The following is a 13551-nucleotide window of genomic DNA, read 5'->3' as shown; positions in this document are numbered from 1 at the left end:
AAGATCTGTATTTTTTAGGGATATAAATTCTTTAAGGATCAGGAGGTTCTAGCTTTCGCTGGAATCGGTTAAGTTTAATACTAATTTAACAAACTATTCGGAGGTAAAATCATATGGGCGATCTGAGATTCCAGCGAAGGCTGGAATCTCCACAATCCCCCAACAACCTTGTCATTCCCGCGAAGGCGGGAACCTACCGGGAACTATTGAATATAAATTCAAGAAGGATTCTGCAAACTGGCTTTCACCTCTGCTAATTGCGTGTAAAGCTGTACAGACATTTCCTTAAGTATTTGAAATGCCGGGGATATCGCTTCCAGATTTATCAAGTTCCGGGCATTCTGCTCAATTTCGGCCATGCTTTCTCTGGCAGAGTCGACACCCATAAAAGCCAGGGTCGGCTTAATTTTATGTGCTATATCTGCCACTTTAGACCAGTCTTCTTCAATAATAAACTGCTCAAGCTGTTCGAAATAAGCAGGGGTTTGATCAAGGAAGAGATCAATCATATCAATCATAAATTCATCGCTGCCACTTGCAACATCCTTCAGGTATGATAAATCCAACTTGAAACCAGCATTATCCATCTTTAATCTTTAATTTTTAGTTTGAAAACAATTTTCTAAGATAGCCTTTTTACAAATAAATCATCAGACAATTCAAGCAGCAATTCCTGAATATTTTTTTTCAAGACAGGATGAATGAATCCGGGGGCGATTTCACACAAAGGCATCAGGCAAAATCTTCTGAAGGCCAGGTAAGGATGAGGGATAATCAGTTCAGGTTCATTAATTACCTGGTCTTCGTAGAGTAAAATATCAATATCAATAATCCTGGAACCCCACTTTTCCACGCGCTTACGACCCAAATCGGCTTCAATACTCAGGATTCCTGATAACAAATCCTGGGGTTTCAGAATCGTTTTAAGTTCAATAACCTGATTTAAAAAATCAGGCTGATCGTGCTTCCCCCATGAGGCTGTCTGATAGATGGATGAGCGCTGACCAATACTTCCGAGCTTTGATTGTATCTCAGAAATAGCAGATGCAATGTACTTTCTCCTGTTACCAAGATTACTTCCAAGTAATAAATAAGTGATATACATCTAATTAAGTAATTCCATGTAACAAATAGCCAAATACTGAATCTGTAAATTAGTATACTTGCATAGATAATATATTTGTTTCTGAATATGAAAGAGTTTTTCAAATTTGTTTTCGCTTCAATGGTAGGTTTTATCCTGTCGTTTTTCCTTGTTTTCATACTTCTGATTGCCTTGATTGTTGGGATGGTTTCCTCAGCAGGCAGTGATGGTAAAGTGACTCCAACATCCAATAGTATCATGCATATCAGTCTGGATTACCCAATCAAAGAGCGGACAGATAAGAATCCATTTTCTGAATTCAGTTTCATGGGTTTTGACAATAAAAAAACTCTCGGTCTTAACGAGATTCTTTTAAGTCTGGAAGAAGCGAAGAAAGATGATCATATCGAAGGCATTTATCTTGATGTTTCTTCCTTAGCTGCAGGTTTTGCGACAATTGAAGAGATCAGAAATGCGTTGATCGATTTCAAAAAGAGCGGAAAGTTCATTTTGGCTTATAGTGAAGTTTATACTCAGGGGGCTTATTACCTGGCCTCTGTCGCTGATAAAGTATACCTCAATCCTGAAGGAATGATAGATTTCAGGGGATTGAGCTCAGAAATGATGTTTTTTAAGGGTTCACTGGAGAAGCTGGAAATTGAAGCACAGATCATTAAAGTAGGAACCTATAAAAGTGCTGTTGAGCCATTTATTCTGGATAAGATGAGTGAACCCAACCGCCTGCAAGTAAATTCTTTCCTTGGATCTATGTATGACCATTTCCTTAGCGAAATTTCAAAAAGCAGAAAAATTCCGAAAAGCACACTTTTCTCACTCGCAGACAGTGCAAAAGTCAGAAATCCAAAAGACGCTTTGGTTTACAAGATGATTGATGGTCTTAAATATAAAGATGAAGTGCTTGATGAGTTAAAATCCCGTACCGGAACAGACAAGAAAAAGGACCTCAAATCGGTAAGTATTGAAGAATATGCCCCGGCTCCGGATGAAAGGAAAGCTTCCTCTTCAGACCGTATTGCCATTATTTATGCTAATGGTAACATTATCAGTGGTGAAGGAAATGATGAGTCAATCGGCTCTGACAGGATTTCAAGGGCTATCCGGAAGGCTAGGATGGATACAAAAGTAAAGGCTATTGTATTAAGAGTAAACTCTCCGGGTGGCAGTGCCCTTGCATCGGATGTAATCTGGCGCGAAATGGTTCTCGCAAAAAAATCCAAACCGGTAATAGTTTCTATGGGTGATGTAGCAGCCTCAGGTGGTTATTATATTGCCTGCGCAGCAGATTCAATCTTTGCGCAGCCAAATACAATTACAGGCTCCATTGGAGTTTTTGGTATCATCCCCAATATGCAGAATTTCTTTAAAAACAAGCTCGGAATCACTTTTGATGGAGTTAAAACCGGCCAATTTGCTGATCTGGGTACAGTGAGCCGGCCATTGACAGATGCGGAAAAAATGATCTTTCAGCAGGAAGTAAACCGGACCTACAGCACATTTACCCAAAAAGTAGCTGATGGACGTAAAAAATCACAGACATATATTGACAGTATTGGTCAGGGAAGAGTCTGGAGTGGTACAGAAGCCCTTCAGAATGGACTGGTTGACAGACTTGGGGATATTAATGATGCAATAGCTTCTGCAGCAAAAAAGGCCAAGATAACCGATTATAAACTTGTAAGTTATCCTGATCAGGTTGATCCTCTTAAATCGTTGTTTGAACATAGCGGAGATAAGGTAAAAACCTATTTCATGAAACAGGAACTGGGTGATCAGTTTATTTATTACGAGCAAATGAAGTCAGCAATTAACATCTCTGGTGTTCAGGCCCGTATGCCCTACAATATTCAGGTGAAATAATTCAATTAAAGAACAAATTCTCCTTAAAAATTAATCAAACCCTTCCCTTTTCAGGGAAGGGTTGTTTATTTTTGAGCTTTTAGCTGTATGGAAAACAAAACGATCTCCCGGACTTTAAGGCTTTTAAGTCAATTGATGGAACTTCATAATGAAAATCCCTTCAAGGTGAAGTCGGTTGCGAATGCCGCGTTTAAAGTTGATAAACTTCCTTATCCCATTGCAGCTAAATCATTGGATGAAATGGAGCAGGTTGATGGTCTTGGTAAAAGTATAGCATCCAAAATCTGGGAACTTGTGCATTCAAATACCATTGGAGATCTCTCCGATCTTCTCAAGCAAACTCCCCCGGGAATAGTTGAAATGATGAAAATAAAAGGCCTGGGACCTAAAAAAATCCTGGTCATCTGGAAGGACCTTGGCATTGAAAACGTTGGGGAATTGTATTATGCCTGTAATGAAAACCGCCTGATTGAGGCTAAGGGCTTCGGACTCAAAACCCAGGAAGAAATAAAGAAGACCATCGAATTTAATATGGCCAGCAATGGCCGCTTTCTCTATGCACAGGTTGAAAGCTTTGCTGAAACCATCCTGGAACAAATTAAAGCAGAAATTCAGCCTGATTTCGCTTGTCTGACAGGGCAATACCGCAGAAGAGCTGAGATCATTGATAGCATTGACCTGCTTTTGGTTAAAGAACTTAACAATACTATCTTAGCTAAACTGGAAAGCTGGGACCTTAAAGACCTCCAGGTCCTTGAAAACCAAATAAATTGCCAGACTGAATTAGGCATAAAAATTAAATTAGCTTTTGTCAAAAAAGCTGAACTGGGATGGGAAATGATCTCCCAAACGGGAAATCCGGAACATGTGGAAACTCTGAGATCTATGCTTAAAGGAGTTGATGTGTCCGGTAAGTCAGAAGAAGAAATTTATGAGCTTGCCAGCCTCCCTTTCATTGAACCTGAATTACGGGAAGGCAATGGTGAATTTAAACTCGCAGAATCAAAATCCTTACCCAAACTAATTCAATATTCTGACCTTAAAGGTAGTCTCCACAACCATAGTACCTGGAGTGATGGAATCCATACTTTAGAAGAAATGGCACTTTTCTGCAAAAACGACTTAAAACTGGAGTATTTTGGGATTTGTGATCACTCGAAATCGGCTTTTTATGCAAATGGTCTTACTGAAACAAGAATTGCAGCCCAGCAACGAGAAATTGACGGGCTGAATGAAAAGCTTTCCCCATTTCGGATATTTAAAGGAATTGAATCTGATATCTTATATGATGGCTCTCTAGACTATTCCAATGAGGTTCTGGCCAGCTTCGAATTTGTTGTAGCATCCATACATTCTATATTGAATATGAATGAGGAAAAAGCAACAGAGCGCTTGATAAAAGCTATTGAAAACCCATTTACAACGATTCTGGGACATCCAACCGGCAGGTTATTGCTCAGCAGAAGCGGATATCCAATTGATCATAAAAAGGTTATTGATGCATGTGCCGAAAATCAGGTAATCATTGAAATCAATGCCAATCCACTCAGGCTCGATCTGGACTGGCGATGGCATCAATATGCGATATCAAAGGGTGTACTTTTATCTATAAATCCCGATGCCCATCGTAAAGAGGGATTTAATGACATGAAATATGGGACTCTTGTCGCAAGAAAAGGAGGATTAAGCAAAGAAAATTGTCTCAATGCGATGAATCTTGATCAAATCAGCAAACTATTTGAACAGAAAAAAAAGAAACAAAAGCTGTGAAAGTCAAGAATCTGAAAATACTGATCATCCGCTTTAGTTCAATTGGGGATATTGTACTCACAAGTCCGGCAATCAGATGCCTGAAAGAGCAGTTGGAGGGTCTTGAGCTTCATTATTTAACCAAGAAGTCTTATGAAACTGTCCTGGCAGGAAATCCACACATTGATAAAATCCATTACCTTGAGCAATCCCTTTCTGATTGTATTACAGAACTGAAAAAAGAGAAGTTTGACCATGTAATTGATCTGCATCATAATCTGAGAACATTATGGATCAAGGCAAAATTAGGTGTAAGATCAAGCTCTTTTGACAAATTAAACCGGCAAAAATGGCTTATGGTCAATTTTAAGATGAATGTCCTCCCTCCTGTTCATATTGTTGACCGCTATCTTCAGACTGTAGAATTTCTTGGTGTAAAAAACGACTCTAAAGGTTTGGATTACTTTTTAATGAAACAATATGATCTTACTGAACTGTTACCAGCTTCACATCAGAGATTCATTGCTGTTGTTATTGGTGCCCAGCATGCAACAAAACGGCTTCCTGTTGATAAATTGGCCGAACTTTGCAGTAAAATTAAAGGCCCTGTGGTTTTACTTGGAGGGCCTGAGGATAAAGAACGTGCTGAAGAAATTACTAATGCAGCCGGCATTCATGTACTAAATGGCTGTGGCCGTTTCAAACTTGATGAATCTGCATTTCTGATCAGCAAGGCTCAGAAAGTAATTACCCATGATACCGGACTCATGCATATTGCCGCCGCTTTCAATAAGCCTATTGTATCTGTTTGGGGGAATACGGTTCCTGAGTTTGGGATGTATCCATACAAAGCAGATCATTCACAAATTATTCAGGTTAATGGTCTAAGCTGCCGTCCATGTTCAAAAATTGGGTTTAATAACTGCCCCAAGGGGCATTTTAAGTGCATGAATCTTATCGATCTGAATCAAATTATCAAAGAAAGCAATGCCTAAACAATTACTGATCATTCGCCACGCAAAAGCAGAAGAAGCCGATTTCAAAAAACCGGATTTCAAAAGGTCATTAAGCCACCGGGGTGAGAAAGATGCTCAGGAAATGGTCAAAAGATTAAAAACAAAAAATTTACACCCTCAAATACTGTACAGTAGTCCGGCGTTGCGTGCCATTTCAACCGCCAGGTATTTTGCACATGAATTTGGAATAGCACAGTCAGATATCATTCAGGATCCTGAAATATATGATGCGCTGACTGATACGCTGTTCGATTGTACTAACAGAATGGATGATCGGGCAGATTTTGTTGCCCTGTTTGGCCATAATCCATCAATCACTGATCTCGTCAATAAATTCTGCGGAAAAGAAATTTACAATATTCCAACCTGTGGCATCGCATTGATACAATTCCCTTTTGATAGCTGGAAAATGCTAAGTGCTGGGACTGGGGAATTGATTCTCTATGATTATCCGAAAAATGAGCATTAAGTCATTTTATAAACCTTTCCGGGTAATGAAATGATACTTCCCTTCATTTCCATGCCCAGAATGATCATGACCAGCTTACTTTGCTGAAAACCAGTTAAAATAGCGAGATCATCGACCCCAAGACTTCCTTTGGCATAAAGTATATCAGCAATGCTCTGCTCATCGGCTGTCAGATTGATTGGCAGACTAAGCTGAGGTTTTAAAGGTGATATCTGATTTCTGGTCCACCCCATCAGATATTCCAGATCAGCCACTCTGGTTATCATATTTGCTCTGTTGGTTTTGATCAGAAAATTACATCCCTGGCTAAATTCATCATTAATCCTACCTGGATAGGCAAATACATCCCTGTTATAAGAATTGGCCAGTTCAGCAGTAATTAATGCCCCCCCTTTGATGTTGGCCTCCACGACTATGGTTAGGTCGGCCAAACCGGCGATGATCCGGTTCCGCTTAGGGAAATTCTCCCTGTCGGGAATTGTACCCGACATAAATTCGGTAATTAGTCCGCCACAATCCAGAATTTTTTCAGCCATTGCCCGGTGTTGGGCCGGATAAATACGGTCGAGCCCATGTGCAAGAACAGCCACATTCGGAATATTGTTTTTAAGAGCTTCCTTATGGGCCGCCCCATCAATCCCATAAGCCAATCCGCTAATAATCAATGGCTGATGAACCTTCAAGTCTTCTATCAGCGTTCTGCATATCTCTTTGCCATAATCTGTTGCATTTCTGGTACCCACGATACTAATTACTTTGCTGGCATTCAAGTCGGCATTTCCTTTAAAATATACTACTACAGGTGCATCTGCACAATTTCTAAGGCGTTTCGGGTAATCATCATCTGTAAGAAAAAAGGCCTTAATTCTGAACTTATCAATAAATTTAAGCTCCTGTTCAGCCCGCTTTAATGCTGAATGTTCCTTTAGAAATTCCAGTGTTTTAGGGCCGATACCTGGGATATTGGCCAGATTCTTAGTTTTCGCTTTAAACACTTCCTCCGCATCGCCACAATAACTAAGGAGATTTCTGGCAAGTACTGAGCCTATACCAGGGATACATGATAATGCCAGCTGATGAAGCAATGCCATATTCTAAGAATTTTAATGAAAGAATAAAAAAAAGAGTAAAAAACAGAAAGGACATTTGGGGATGTCACATTCAGTCAAAAAAATACCAAAGCTTATTGCGGGATATAAACCACAAACTTAGTATCAAAATAATCTTCTTTAAAAAAATTTGAAAGAGGTATAAGTTCTGCTTTTAAGCCTGATTCTTTAATTTCCTCAGTCAAATCACCACCCTTCAGGTACAATATACCATTTTGAAGGGTATTCATCGACTTTTTCTCAAATTTTCCTTTTACCCAGGGATAAAATTCAGATAAACGGGTTACAGCCCTTGAAACCACAAAATGGAATTTTTCATCAATCTGCTCTGCTCTGGCATGACTTGCCCTCACATTTGTCAATCCACATCCAGAAGCAACCTCCTGAACAACCTTAATCTTCTTTCCAATAGAATCTACAAGATGAAAATCTGTTTCAGGAAACATGATTGCAAGTGGAATTCCGGGGAATCCCCCGCCGGTACCCACATCAAGAACTTTTTCGCCGGGCAAAAATGATATAAGCTTTGCAATAGCCAAGGAGTGAAGGATATGATGAAGATATAGCATATCGATATCTTTCCTTGAGATCAGATTGATTCTGGCATTCCAGAAACGATAGAGCTCATCAAGTTCGGCGAACTGCTCCTTTTGCTTTGAGCTAAGGTCAGGAAAATAATATGATATAATATCAGAAGTCACTTCTCAAATTTTTCTTTCTGCGATTCATTATGTTTGACATCAGATCTCTGGCCCTGAAAAGCTGTGCTTTTACAGTACCTAAAGGCAGATCAAGCTGTTGTGCGATCTCTTCATAAGATTGTTCATCGTAATACCTCAAAATTATCAGGGTTCTGTACCTTTGAGGTAGTTGCTCTACAATACTCTTTAGTTTCTCACTTTCCTGCTTCTTTATTGATGTTTGTTCAGGGTCTAGGGTATCTGATGGAATCTGCAATTGCTTCTCATCTTTATCTTCCTCAGATAAAGATTGCAGGGAAACCACATTTAGTCTCTTCTTCCTGATGAAATCTATACAATTATTAGTTGCTATTCTGAATAACCAAGTACTAAAAGCAAAATCAGGTTTATACTTCTCGATATTCTCAAATGCCTTTCCAAATGTTTCAACTGTAAGATCCATTGCATCGTCTTTATTGTTGACCATTTTAAGGGCCATAAAGTAGATGGAATCCTTGTATCTCTGCATTAATTCGGCATAAGCCTTCTGATCCCCATCTTTTGCTCTGATGACCAGCATGAAATCATTTTTGGCATTTGCCGAAAAGTTAGGATTTATTTCCATTCAACCCTCTTCCTGAATAAGGCTATAAAGTTTAAAAGCACTATATAAAAATAATAAATGAAATCAAATACCGGTACCCACCAGATCAGATCAATATACTTTAATTTCTTTAAAACAGGTATATAAACCAGAATTTGCGACAATAACCTGATAGAATAAAATGCAGCAATAATCCACCAATCTGCCTTTATTACAATTAAAGCAATTAGAAATACATAAAACAGGAAACCTGATAGCACCTGCACTCCAAGCATTCTTTTATGGCTGCTTTTGTATGCTTTTCCGGCGCCCTGATGACGAAATTTCTGTGAAAAATAGCTGGAAAGCGATTTTTTGGGCTCAGACCAGACATGGGAATCAAAATCGATTTCAATCCTGGTATTAGTGCCTGTAGCGTTCTGGTTTACAAACAGGTCATCATCACCCGATAAAATATGCATATGTGACGCAAATCCCTTGCCCTTAAAAAACAGGGATTTCTTGTAGGCCATATTTCTCCCAACTCCCATATAAGGCTTACCTTTTAAAGCATAGGAAAGATAATTAAGGGCAGTAATGAATGTTTCATAACGTATAAAGCGATTAAGCAAACCCCCTTTAAATTCATAAGGAGAATAAGCCAGAACAATTTCAGTATGCTCATTGAAATTTCGCTGAATACATTTTAACCATTGGTTTGATGCTGGTCTGCAATCTGCATCGGTAAAGACCAGGTTTTCATTTTTTGCTGCCTTTATTCCAAGAGTTACTGCAAACTTCTTTCCGTGCTTAAAACGTGGGTGATCATTAATTGTGACCACCCTGAGGTTTTTATACTGTAAGGATAAGTCGCGTAAAAACCAATCGGATCCGTCATTTGAACAATCATTTACAACTATTACTTCAAAATCAGGGTAATCCTGTTCAAGAAATGTCAAAAGATTCTGCTTTAAATTCTCCAGCTCATTTTTTGCACAAATGATGACCGAGATCGGCTCCAAAAACTGATTATTATTTTCATAACCTTTATAAACCGCTAATTTTCTATGAATTGCAAGAGTATAATATAACTGCAGGATCAAACAAATCAGTAGGGAAATTGAAATCGAAATAACTAAATAATCCACGCGTTAGAATGAGCTTTAAACAGGGGTAAATTTCTAATTTTTCAGCTAACTATTGTCATTTTTAAAAAATAAAAGAAATAATCCGGGCATAATTCCGGCTCTCCCCGGCTACAGTTTATATTTTGCTATTTTTGCGGCTGATATTTTGCAATTGAATGAAATTTAAATTAGAGGCTTCAGATAAATCTTCGAAAGCACGGGCAGGTGAAATAAGTACTGACCATGGCATCATCAAAACCCCCATTTTTATGCCTGTAGGCACTGCAGGTTCGGTAAAGGCCGTGCACCAGCATGAACTTTCGGAAGATATTAAGGCCCAGATCATCCTTGGCAACACCTACCATTTATACCTCAGGCCGGGTCTGGAGACCCTTCGGCTTGCTGGCGGATTGCATAAATTTAATGGCTGGGATAAACCCCTGCTGACTGACAGCGGCGGTTATCAGGTCTATTCTCTTTCTGGAGTGCGAAAAATCAAGGAGGAAGGTGTGACCTTCAGATCACATATAGACGGTTCAAAACATCTTTTCACCCCTGAATCGGTAATGGATACCCAGAGGGTTATTGGTGCTGATATTATCATGGCCTTCGATGAATGTACACCCTATCCCTGCGAATATGGCTATGCCCGACGTTCAATGGAAATGACTCATCGCTGGCTGAAGCGCTGCTGCGAACGCTTTGACACGACACTTCCCCTCTATGGATTTGATCAAACCCTGTTTCCAATCGTTCAGGGATCGGTTTATAAAGATCTTCGTAAGCAATCTGCAGAAGTTATCGCCTCTTTTGAAAGGGAGGGAAACGCAATCGGCGGACTCTCAGTTGGAGAACCTGCCGAAGAGATGTATGAAATGACAGATATCGTTACTGATATACTTCCAAAAGACAAGCCACGCTACCTTATGGGTGTAGGTACTCCTGTAAATATCCTCGAAAATATCGCATTGGGGATAGATATGTTCGACTGTGTAATGCCAACCCGAAATGCCAGAAACGGGATGTTATTCACCAAAAATGGCATCATTAATATTCGTAATGAACGCTGGAAGAACGATTTCTCTCCGCTGGAAGAAGATAGTGATCTTTTTGCAGATAGAAATTATTCAAAGGCGTATCTTAGACATCTGGCTCATTCAAAAGAGATACTGGGTGCTCAGATTGCAACCCTGCATAACCTGCATTTTTACTTATGGCTGGTGAATGAGGCCAGAGAGAAAATTATAACCGGTGATTTTTACGATTGGAAAAACAAAATGGTCGTTCAATTAGCACAACGCTTATAGAATTAGAATATGATCGGAATTATCGACTGGTACATCATAAAGAAATATCTGGGGACATTTGCCTTTACCCTGACAATTTTCACTGTGATTATTGTAATTTTCGATGTTTCCGAAAAACTGGATGATTTTTTAAGGCATCAGGCACCTATTAAAGAGATTATTTTCAGTTATTATGTCGGTTTTATTCCATTCTATCTTAATTTTCTCTCTCCCTTAATAAATTTCATAGCTGTTATTTTCTTTACGGCTAAAATGGCCGATCAAACAGAGATTGTACCAATACTCAGCAGCGGGGTTAGTTTTAAACGATTTTTATGGCCTTACCTGATCTCATCTACGGTAATTTTCCTGGTTACACTGATCTTTAATCTATTCATCATTCCTGAAACTAACCGGCTGAAGATTGATTTTGAGAATGTTTATGTGAATCCGAAATCAGACAATTCCAAGATGTATACGCATATGCAGATTGATAAAAACACGCTGGTATACATTGAAAATTTCGACAATAATTTAAAAACCGGGTATAAATTCACACTTGAAAAATTCTCAGGGATGGATTTGAAAGAAAAGCTCGTTGCCGACAGGATCAGCTGGGATTCAGTTAAAACAAAATGGAAAATTGAAAATTATTCCATCCGGAAAATCGATGGTTTGAAGGAGTCTATGACCGCAAGTTTACAAATGGATACCACACTGGATATGCGCCCGAAAGACTTCGAAATTTATGATAATATTTACCAGGCGATGAATATGGGTGAGTTAAATGATCGCATTAAGAAGGAAGAAATACGAGGCACCGGGGTGATGTCGGATTTAAAACTTGAAAAATACCAGCGCTTCGTCTACCCCCTATCTGCCTTTGTTCTTACCTTAATGGGCGTTTCCCTCTCTTCACGAAAGGTACGCGGAGGGGTTGGCCTTCCACTTGGAATAGGTATATTTCTAAGCTTCACATATATCCTATTCATCAGATTCTCAAGCATGTTCGCCTTAAAAGGCGGATTACCCCCTCTGATTGCCGTTTTAATCCCCAATATAGTTTTTGGAATTCTGGGCATCTATTTATTGATGAAAGCACCAAAATAAACCATCATGCCTTTTCAAAAACCTGAGATCAGTAAAAATCTGATCATTCTTCACATCACAGTCTTTGTATGGGGATTTACAGGAATCCTGGGTGCTTTGATATCTATCGATGCTGCCCATCTCGTCTGGTACAGGGTTCTGATCGCCTTTATTAGCTTATACGGATATTTCCTTTATAAGAAAATATCGATCAGGGTATCCAGGGAAACTTTTTTGAAATTATTCTTTACAGGTGCAATTGTTGCGGCACACTGGATTCTGTTCTTTCAATCAATCAAACTTTCAACTGTTTCGGTAGCTCTGGTAAGCCTTTCATCCCTTACCCTGTTCACTGCGATATTAGAACCCCTGTTAAAAAAACAAAAAATATCGGGCCTCGAAATATTCACCGGCTTGATGATCATCTCCGGAATCTATATGATTTTTAAGTTTGAATCGCGCTACTCTATAGGAATTATCAGCGGTTTGTTAAGTGCTTTATGTGCCAGTATATTCTCAATCATAAATTCTAAACAAATCCAAAATCGTCCTGCACCGATTATAAGCTTCTATGAGCTCATTGGAGCATGGGTGTGGGTTTCTCTCTATTTATTAATTTCTGAAGGCCTGAAGGCTCCTGTTAGCCTCAATCCCTCTGATTTGTTCTTTTTATTGATCCTTGGAACCGTTTGTACCTCGCTTGCCTATGTTGCAGGAGTGGCTGTCATGAAAGAATTATCTGCTTTCAGGGTTGCTCTTATCACGAATCTGGAACCTGTTTATGGCATTATTCTGGCCTTTATGTTCTTTGGAAAGAAGGAACAAATGACTCCTGGATTTTATGCCGGAGCAATAATTGTGCTGGGTACAATCTTCCTGTATCCCTATTTAAAAAACATAAAAAGAAAGCCTGTTTCCAAAACTCCCATCGGGTAGGGGAGGAGTTTTTTACACTAAGCCTGTTTTAAAATGGAATCTGAACATTGAAAATAATGGTGTTTTACATCATGATCATTTGCCGAATTTAGTCTAAGCTTTTTCTGAAGGTTTCAGGACAGAGGTAATGTGAATTTGCCATTATTACATTCTTTAAAATTCATTTAGAGATGCAGTCAGTTAGCATAAATAAAAAGTGTTGAAAGGTGAAAGAGAGCTTCCTGGAAAAGAACAATTTCAATTCACAAATACAAAAAATTGACAGCTTATTCACGCACTTTAAAATGGGGCGATAAGGTGACTTATAAAATCAGTGTTCCATTTCTGAATTAGCAGAATTTTAAAGTCGTATTTTAAGGAAACCTGAAAGCCAGCAATTACCGTATTTCATAATAAAGATAATTTCTGATTTCATTTTAGTTCTGAAAACAAGTATTTTTTCAATTACTTAAAAATCTCATGGAGAGAACATATTTTTTCATTAATTATTAAATTTAAAAGAGATAAAGCTAAAAATATAATAATCATAGATAATTAATAATCAA

Annotated in this window: 13 protein-coding genes; 7 read left to right on the top strand and 6 right to left on the bottom strand. The window is 38.7% G+C overall.

The window, feature by feature from the left end:
* Positions 1-218: 218 nt before the first annotated feature.
* Both VGE44_RS17865 and folK read right to left on the bottom strand, forming a co-directional pair.
* Positions 219-587, bottom strand: coding sequence for an Hpt domain-containing protein (locus tag VGE44_RS17865; protein WP_331081713.1), 369 nt, complete (start codon positions 585-587; stop codon positions 219-221).
* 35 nt (positions 588-622) lie between these two features.
* Positions 623-1105, bottom strand: coding sequence for a 2-amino-4-hydroxy-6-hydroxymethyldihydropteridine diphosphokinase (folK, locus tag VGE44_RS17860; RefSeq protein ID WP_331081711.1), 483 nt, complete (start codon positions 1103-1105; stop codon positions 623-625).
* An 87-nt stretch (positions 1106-1192) separates the two neighbouring features.
* On the opposite strand from folK, the gene sppA reads away from it, so the two are divergent.
* From sppA to VGE44_RS17840, 4 genes are all read left to right on the top strand, one after another.
* Positions 1193-2962: a signal peptide peptidase SppA gene (gene sppA / locus VGE44_RS17855; protein ID WP_331081709.1), complete on the top strand. Its 1770-nt coding sequence runs from the start codon at positions 1193-1195 to the stop codon at positions 2960-2962.
* Between the two features lie 87 nt (positions 2963-3049).
* Complete coding sequence (locus tag VGE44_RS17850; protein ID WP_331081707.1) at positions 3050-4732, top strand: helix-hairpin-helix domain-containing protein; 1683 nt, start codon at positions 3050-3052, stop codon at positions 4730-4732.
* Positions 4729-5706: a glycosyltransferase family 9 protein gene (locus VGE44_RS17845; protein WP_331081705.1), complete on the top strand. Its 978-nt coding sequence runs from the start codon at positions 4729-4731 to the stop codon at positions 5704-5706. Before VGE44_RS17850 ends, VGE44_RS17845 begins: the two co-directional genes overlap by 4 nt.
* The gene (locus VGE44_RS17840; RefSeq protein WP_331081703.1) at positions 5699-6196 is read left to right on the top strand and encodes a SixA phosphatase family protein; all 498 of its coding nucleotides are present in this window, start codon (positions 5699-5701) and stop codon (positions 6194-6196) included. The genes VGE44_RS17845 and VGE44_RS17840 overlap by 8 nt, the downstream gene beginning before the upstream one ends.
* On the opposite strand, the gene dprA is transcribed toward VGE44_RS17840, so the two are convergent.
* From dprA to VGE44_RS17820, 4 genes are all read right to left on the bottom strand, one after another.
* Positions 6193-7287 carry a DNA-processing protein DprA gene (dprA, locus tag VGE44_RS17835; protein ID WP_331081701.1) on the bottom strand — a complete coding sequence of 365 codons (1095 nt, stop codon included), beginning with the start codon at positions 7285-7287 and terminating at the stop codon, positions 6193-6195. The genes VGE44_RS17840 and dprA overlap by 4 nt on opposite strands.
* 92 nt (positions 7288-7379) lie before the next feature.
* Positions 7380-8006, bottom strand: a complete 627-nt coding sequence (gene rsmG / locus VGE44_RS17830) for a 16S rRNA (guanine(527)-N(7))-methyltransferase RsmG (protein ID WP_331081699.1) — start codon at positions 8004-8006, stop codon at positions 7380-7382.
* Complete coding sequence (locus tag VGE44_RS17825; RefSeq protein ID WP_331081697.1) at positions 7996-8610, bottom strand: sigma-70 family RNA polymerase sigma factor; 615 nt, start codon at positions 8608-8610, stop codon at positions 7996-7998. The genes rsmG and VGE44_RS17825 overlap by 11 nt, the downstream gene beginning before the upstream one ends.
* A complete protein-coding gene (locus tag VGE44_RS17820; RefSeq protein ID WP_331081695.1) occupies positions 8601-9671 on the bottom strand; it encodes a glycosyltransferase in 1071 nt (356 codons plus the stop codon). The genes VGE44_RS17825 and VGE44_RS17820 overlap by 10 nt, the downstream gene beginning before the upstream one ends.
* A 200-nt stretch (positions 9672-9871) precedes the next feature.
* Between VGE44_RS17820 and tgt the strand changes: the two genes are divergently transcribed.
* The 3 genes from tgt to VGE44_RS17805 are packed head-to-tail and all read left to right on the top strand — an operon-like array spanning position 9872 to position 13006.
* On the top strand, positions 9872-11002 hold the full coding sequence (gene tgt / locus VGE44_RS17815; RefSeq protein ID WP_331081693.1) for a tRNA guanosine(34) transglycosylase Tgt: 1131 nt from the start codon (positions 9872-9874) through the stop codon (positions 11000-11002).
* A gap of 9 nt (positions 11003-11011) precedes the next feature.
* Positions 11012-12091, top strand: coding sequence for an LptF/LptG family permease (locus VGE44_RS17810; protein ID WP_331081691.1), 1080 nt, complete (start codon positions 11012-11014; stop codon positions 12089-12091).
* 6 nt (positions 12092-12097) lie between these two features.
* Positions 12098-13006 carry a DMT family transporter gene (locus tag VGE44_RS17805; RefSeq protein ID WP_331081689.1) on the top strand — a complete coding sequence of 303 codons (909 nt, stop codon included), beginning with the start codon at positions 12098-12100 and terminating at the stop codon, positions 13004-13006.
* The last annotated feature ends 545 nt before the right edge of the window (positions 13007-13551 follow it).

The sequence above is a fragment of the Daejeonella sp. genome (assembly GCF_036405355.1).
GTDB lineage: Bacteria > Bacteroidota > Bacteroidia > Sphingobacteriales > Sphingobacteriaceae > Daejeonella.
This window is presented reverse-complemented; position numbering and strand designations above follow the sequence as displayed.

What these genes read in the sequence shown, in the direction of transcription:
- VGE44_RS17825 (WP_331081697.1), bottom strand. Translation starts at nt 8,610, where the DNA reads ATGGAAATAAATCCTAACTTTTCGGCAAATGCCAAAAATGATTTCATG.
- VGE44_RS17850 (WP_331081707.1), top strand. Translation starts at nt 3,050, where the DNA reads ATGGAAAACAAAACGATCTCCCGGACTTTAAGGCTTTTAAGTCAATTG.
- tgt (WP_331081693.1), top strand. Translation starts at nt 9,872, where the DNA reads ATGAAATTTAAATTAGAGGCTTCAGATAAATCTTCGAAAGCACGGGCA.
- folK (WP_331081711.1), bottom strand. Translation starts at nt 1,105, where the DNA reads ATGTATATCACTTATTTATTACTTGGAAGTAATCTTGGTAACAGGAGA.
- VGE44_RS17805 (WP_331081689.1), top strand. Translation starts at nt 12,098, where the DNA reads ATGCCTTTTCAAAAACCTGAGATCAGTAAAAATCTGATCATTCTTCAC.
- VGE44_RS17810 (WP_331081691.1), top strand. Translation starts at nt 11,012, where the DNA reads ATGATCGGAATTATCGACTGGTACATCATAAAGAAATATCTGGGGACA.
- VGE44_RS17865 (WP_331081713.1), bottom strand. Translation starts at nt 587, where the DNA reads ATGGATAATGCTGGTTTCAAGTTGGATTTATCATACCTGAAGGATGTT.
- VGE44_RS17840 (WP_331081703.1), top strand. Translation starts at nt 5,699, where the DNA reads ATGCCTAAACAATTACTGATCATTCGCCACGCAAAAGCAGAAGAAGCC.
- dprA (WP_331081701.1), bottom strand. Translation starts at nt 7,287, where the DNA reads ATGGCATTGCTTCATCAGCTGGCATTATCATGTATCCCTGGTATAGGC.
- sppA (WP_331081709.1), top strand. Translation starts at nt 1,193, where the DNA reads ATGAAAGAGTTTTTCAAATTTGTTTTCGCTTCAATGGTAGGTTTTATC.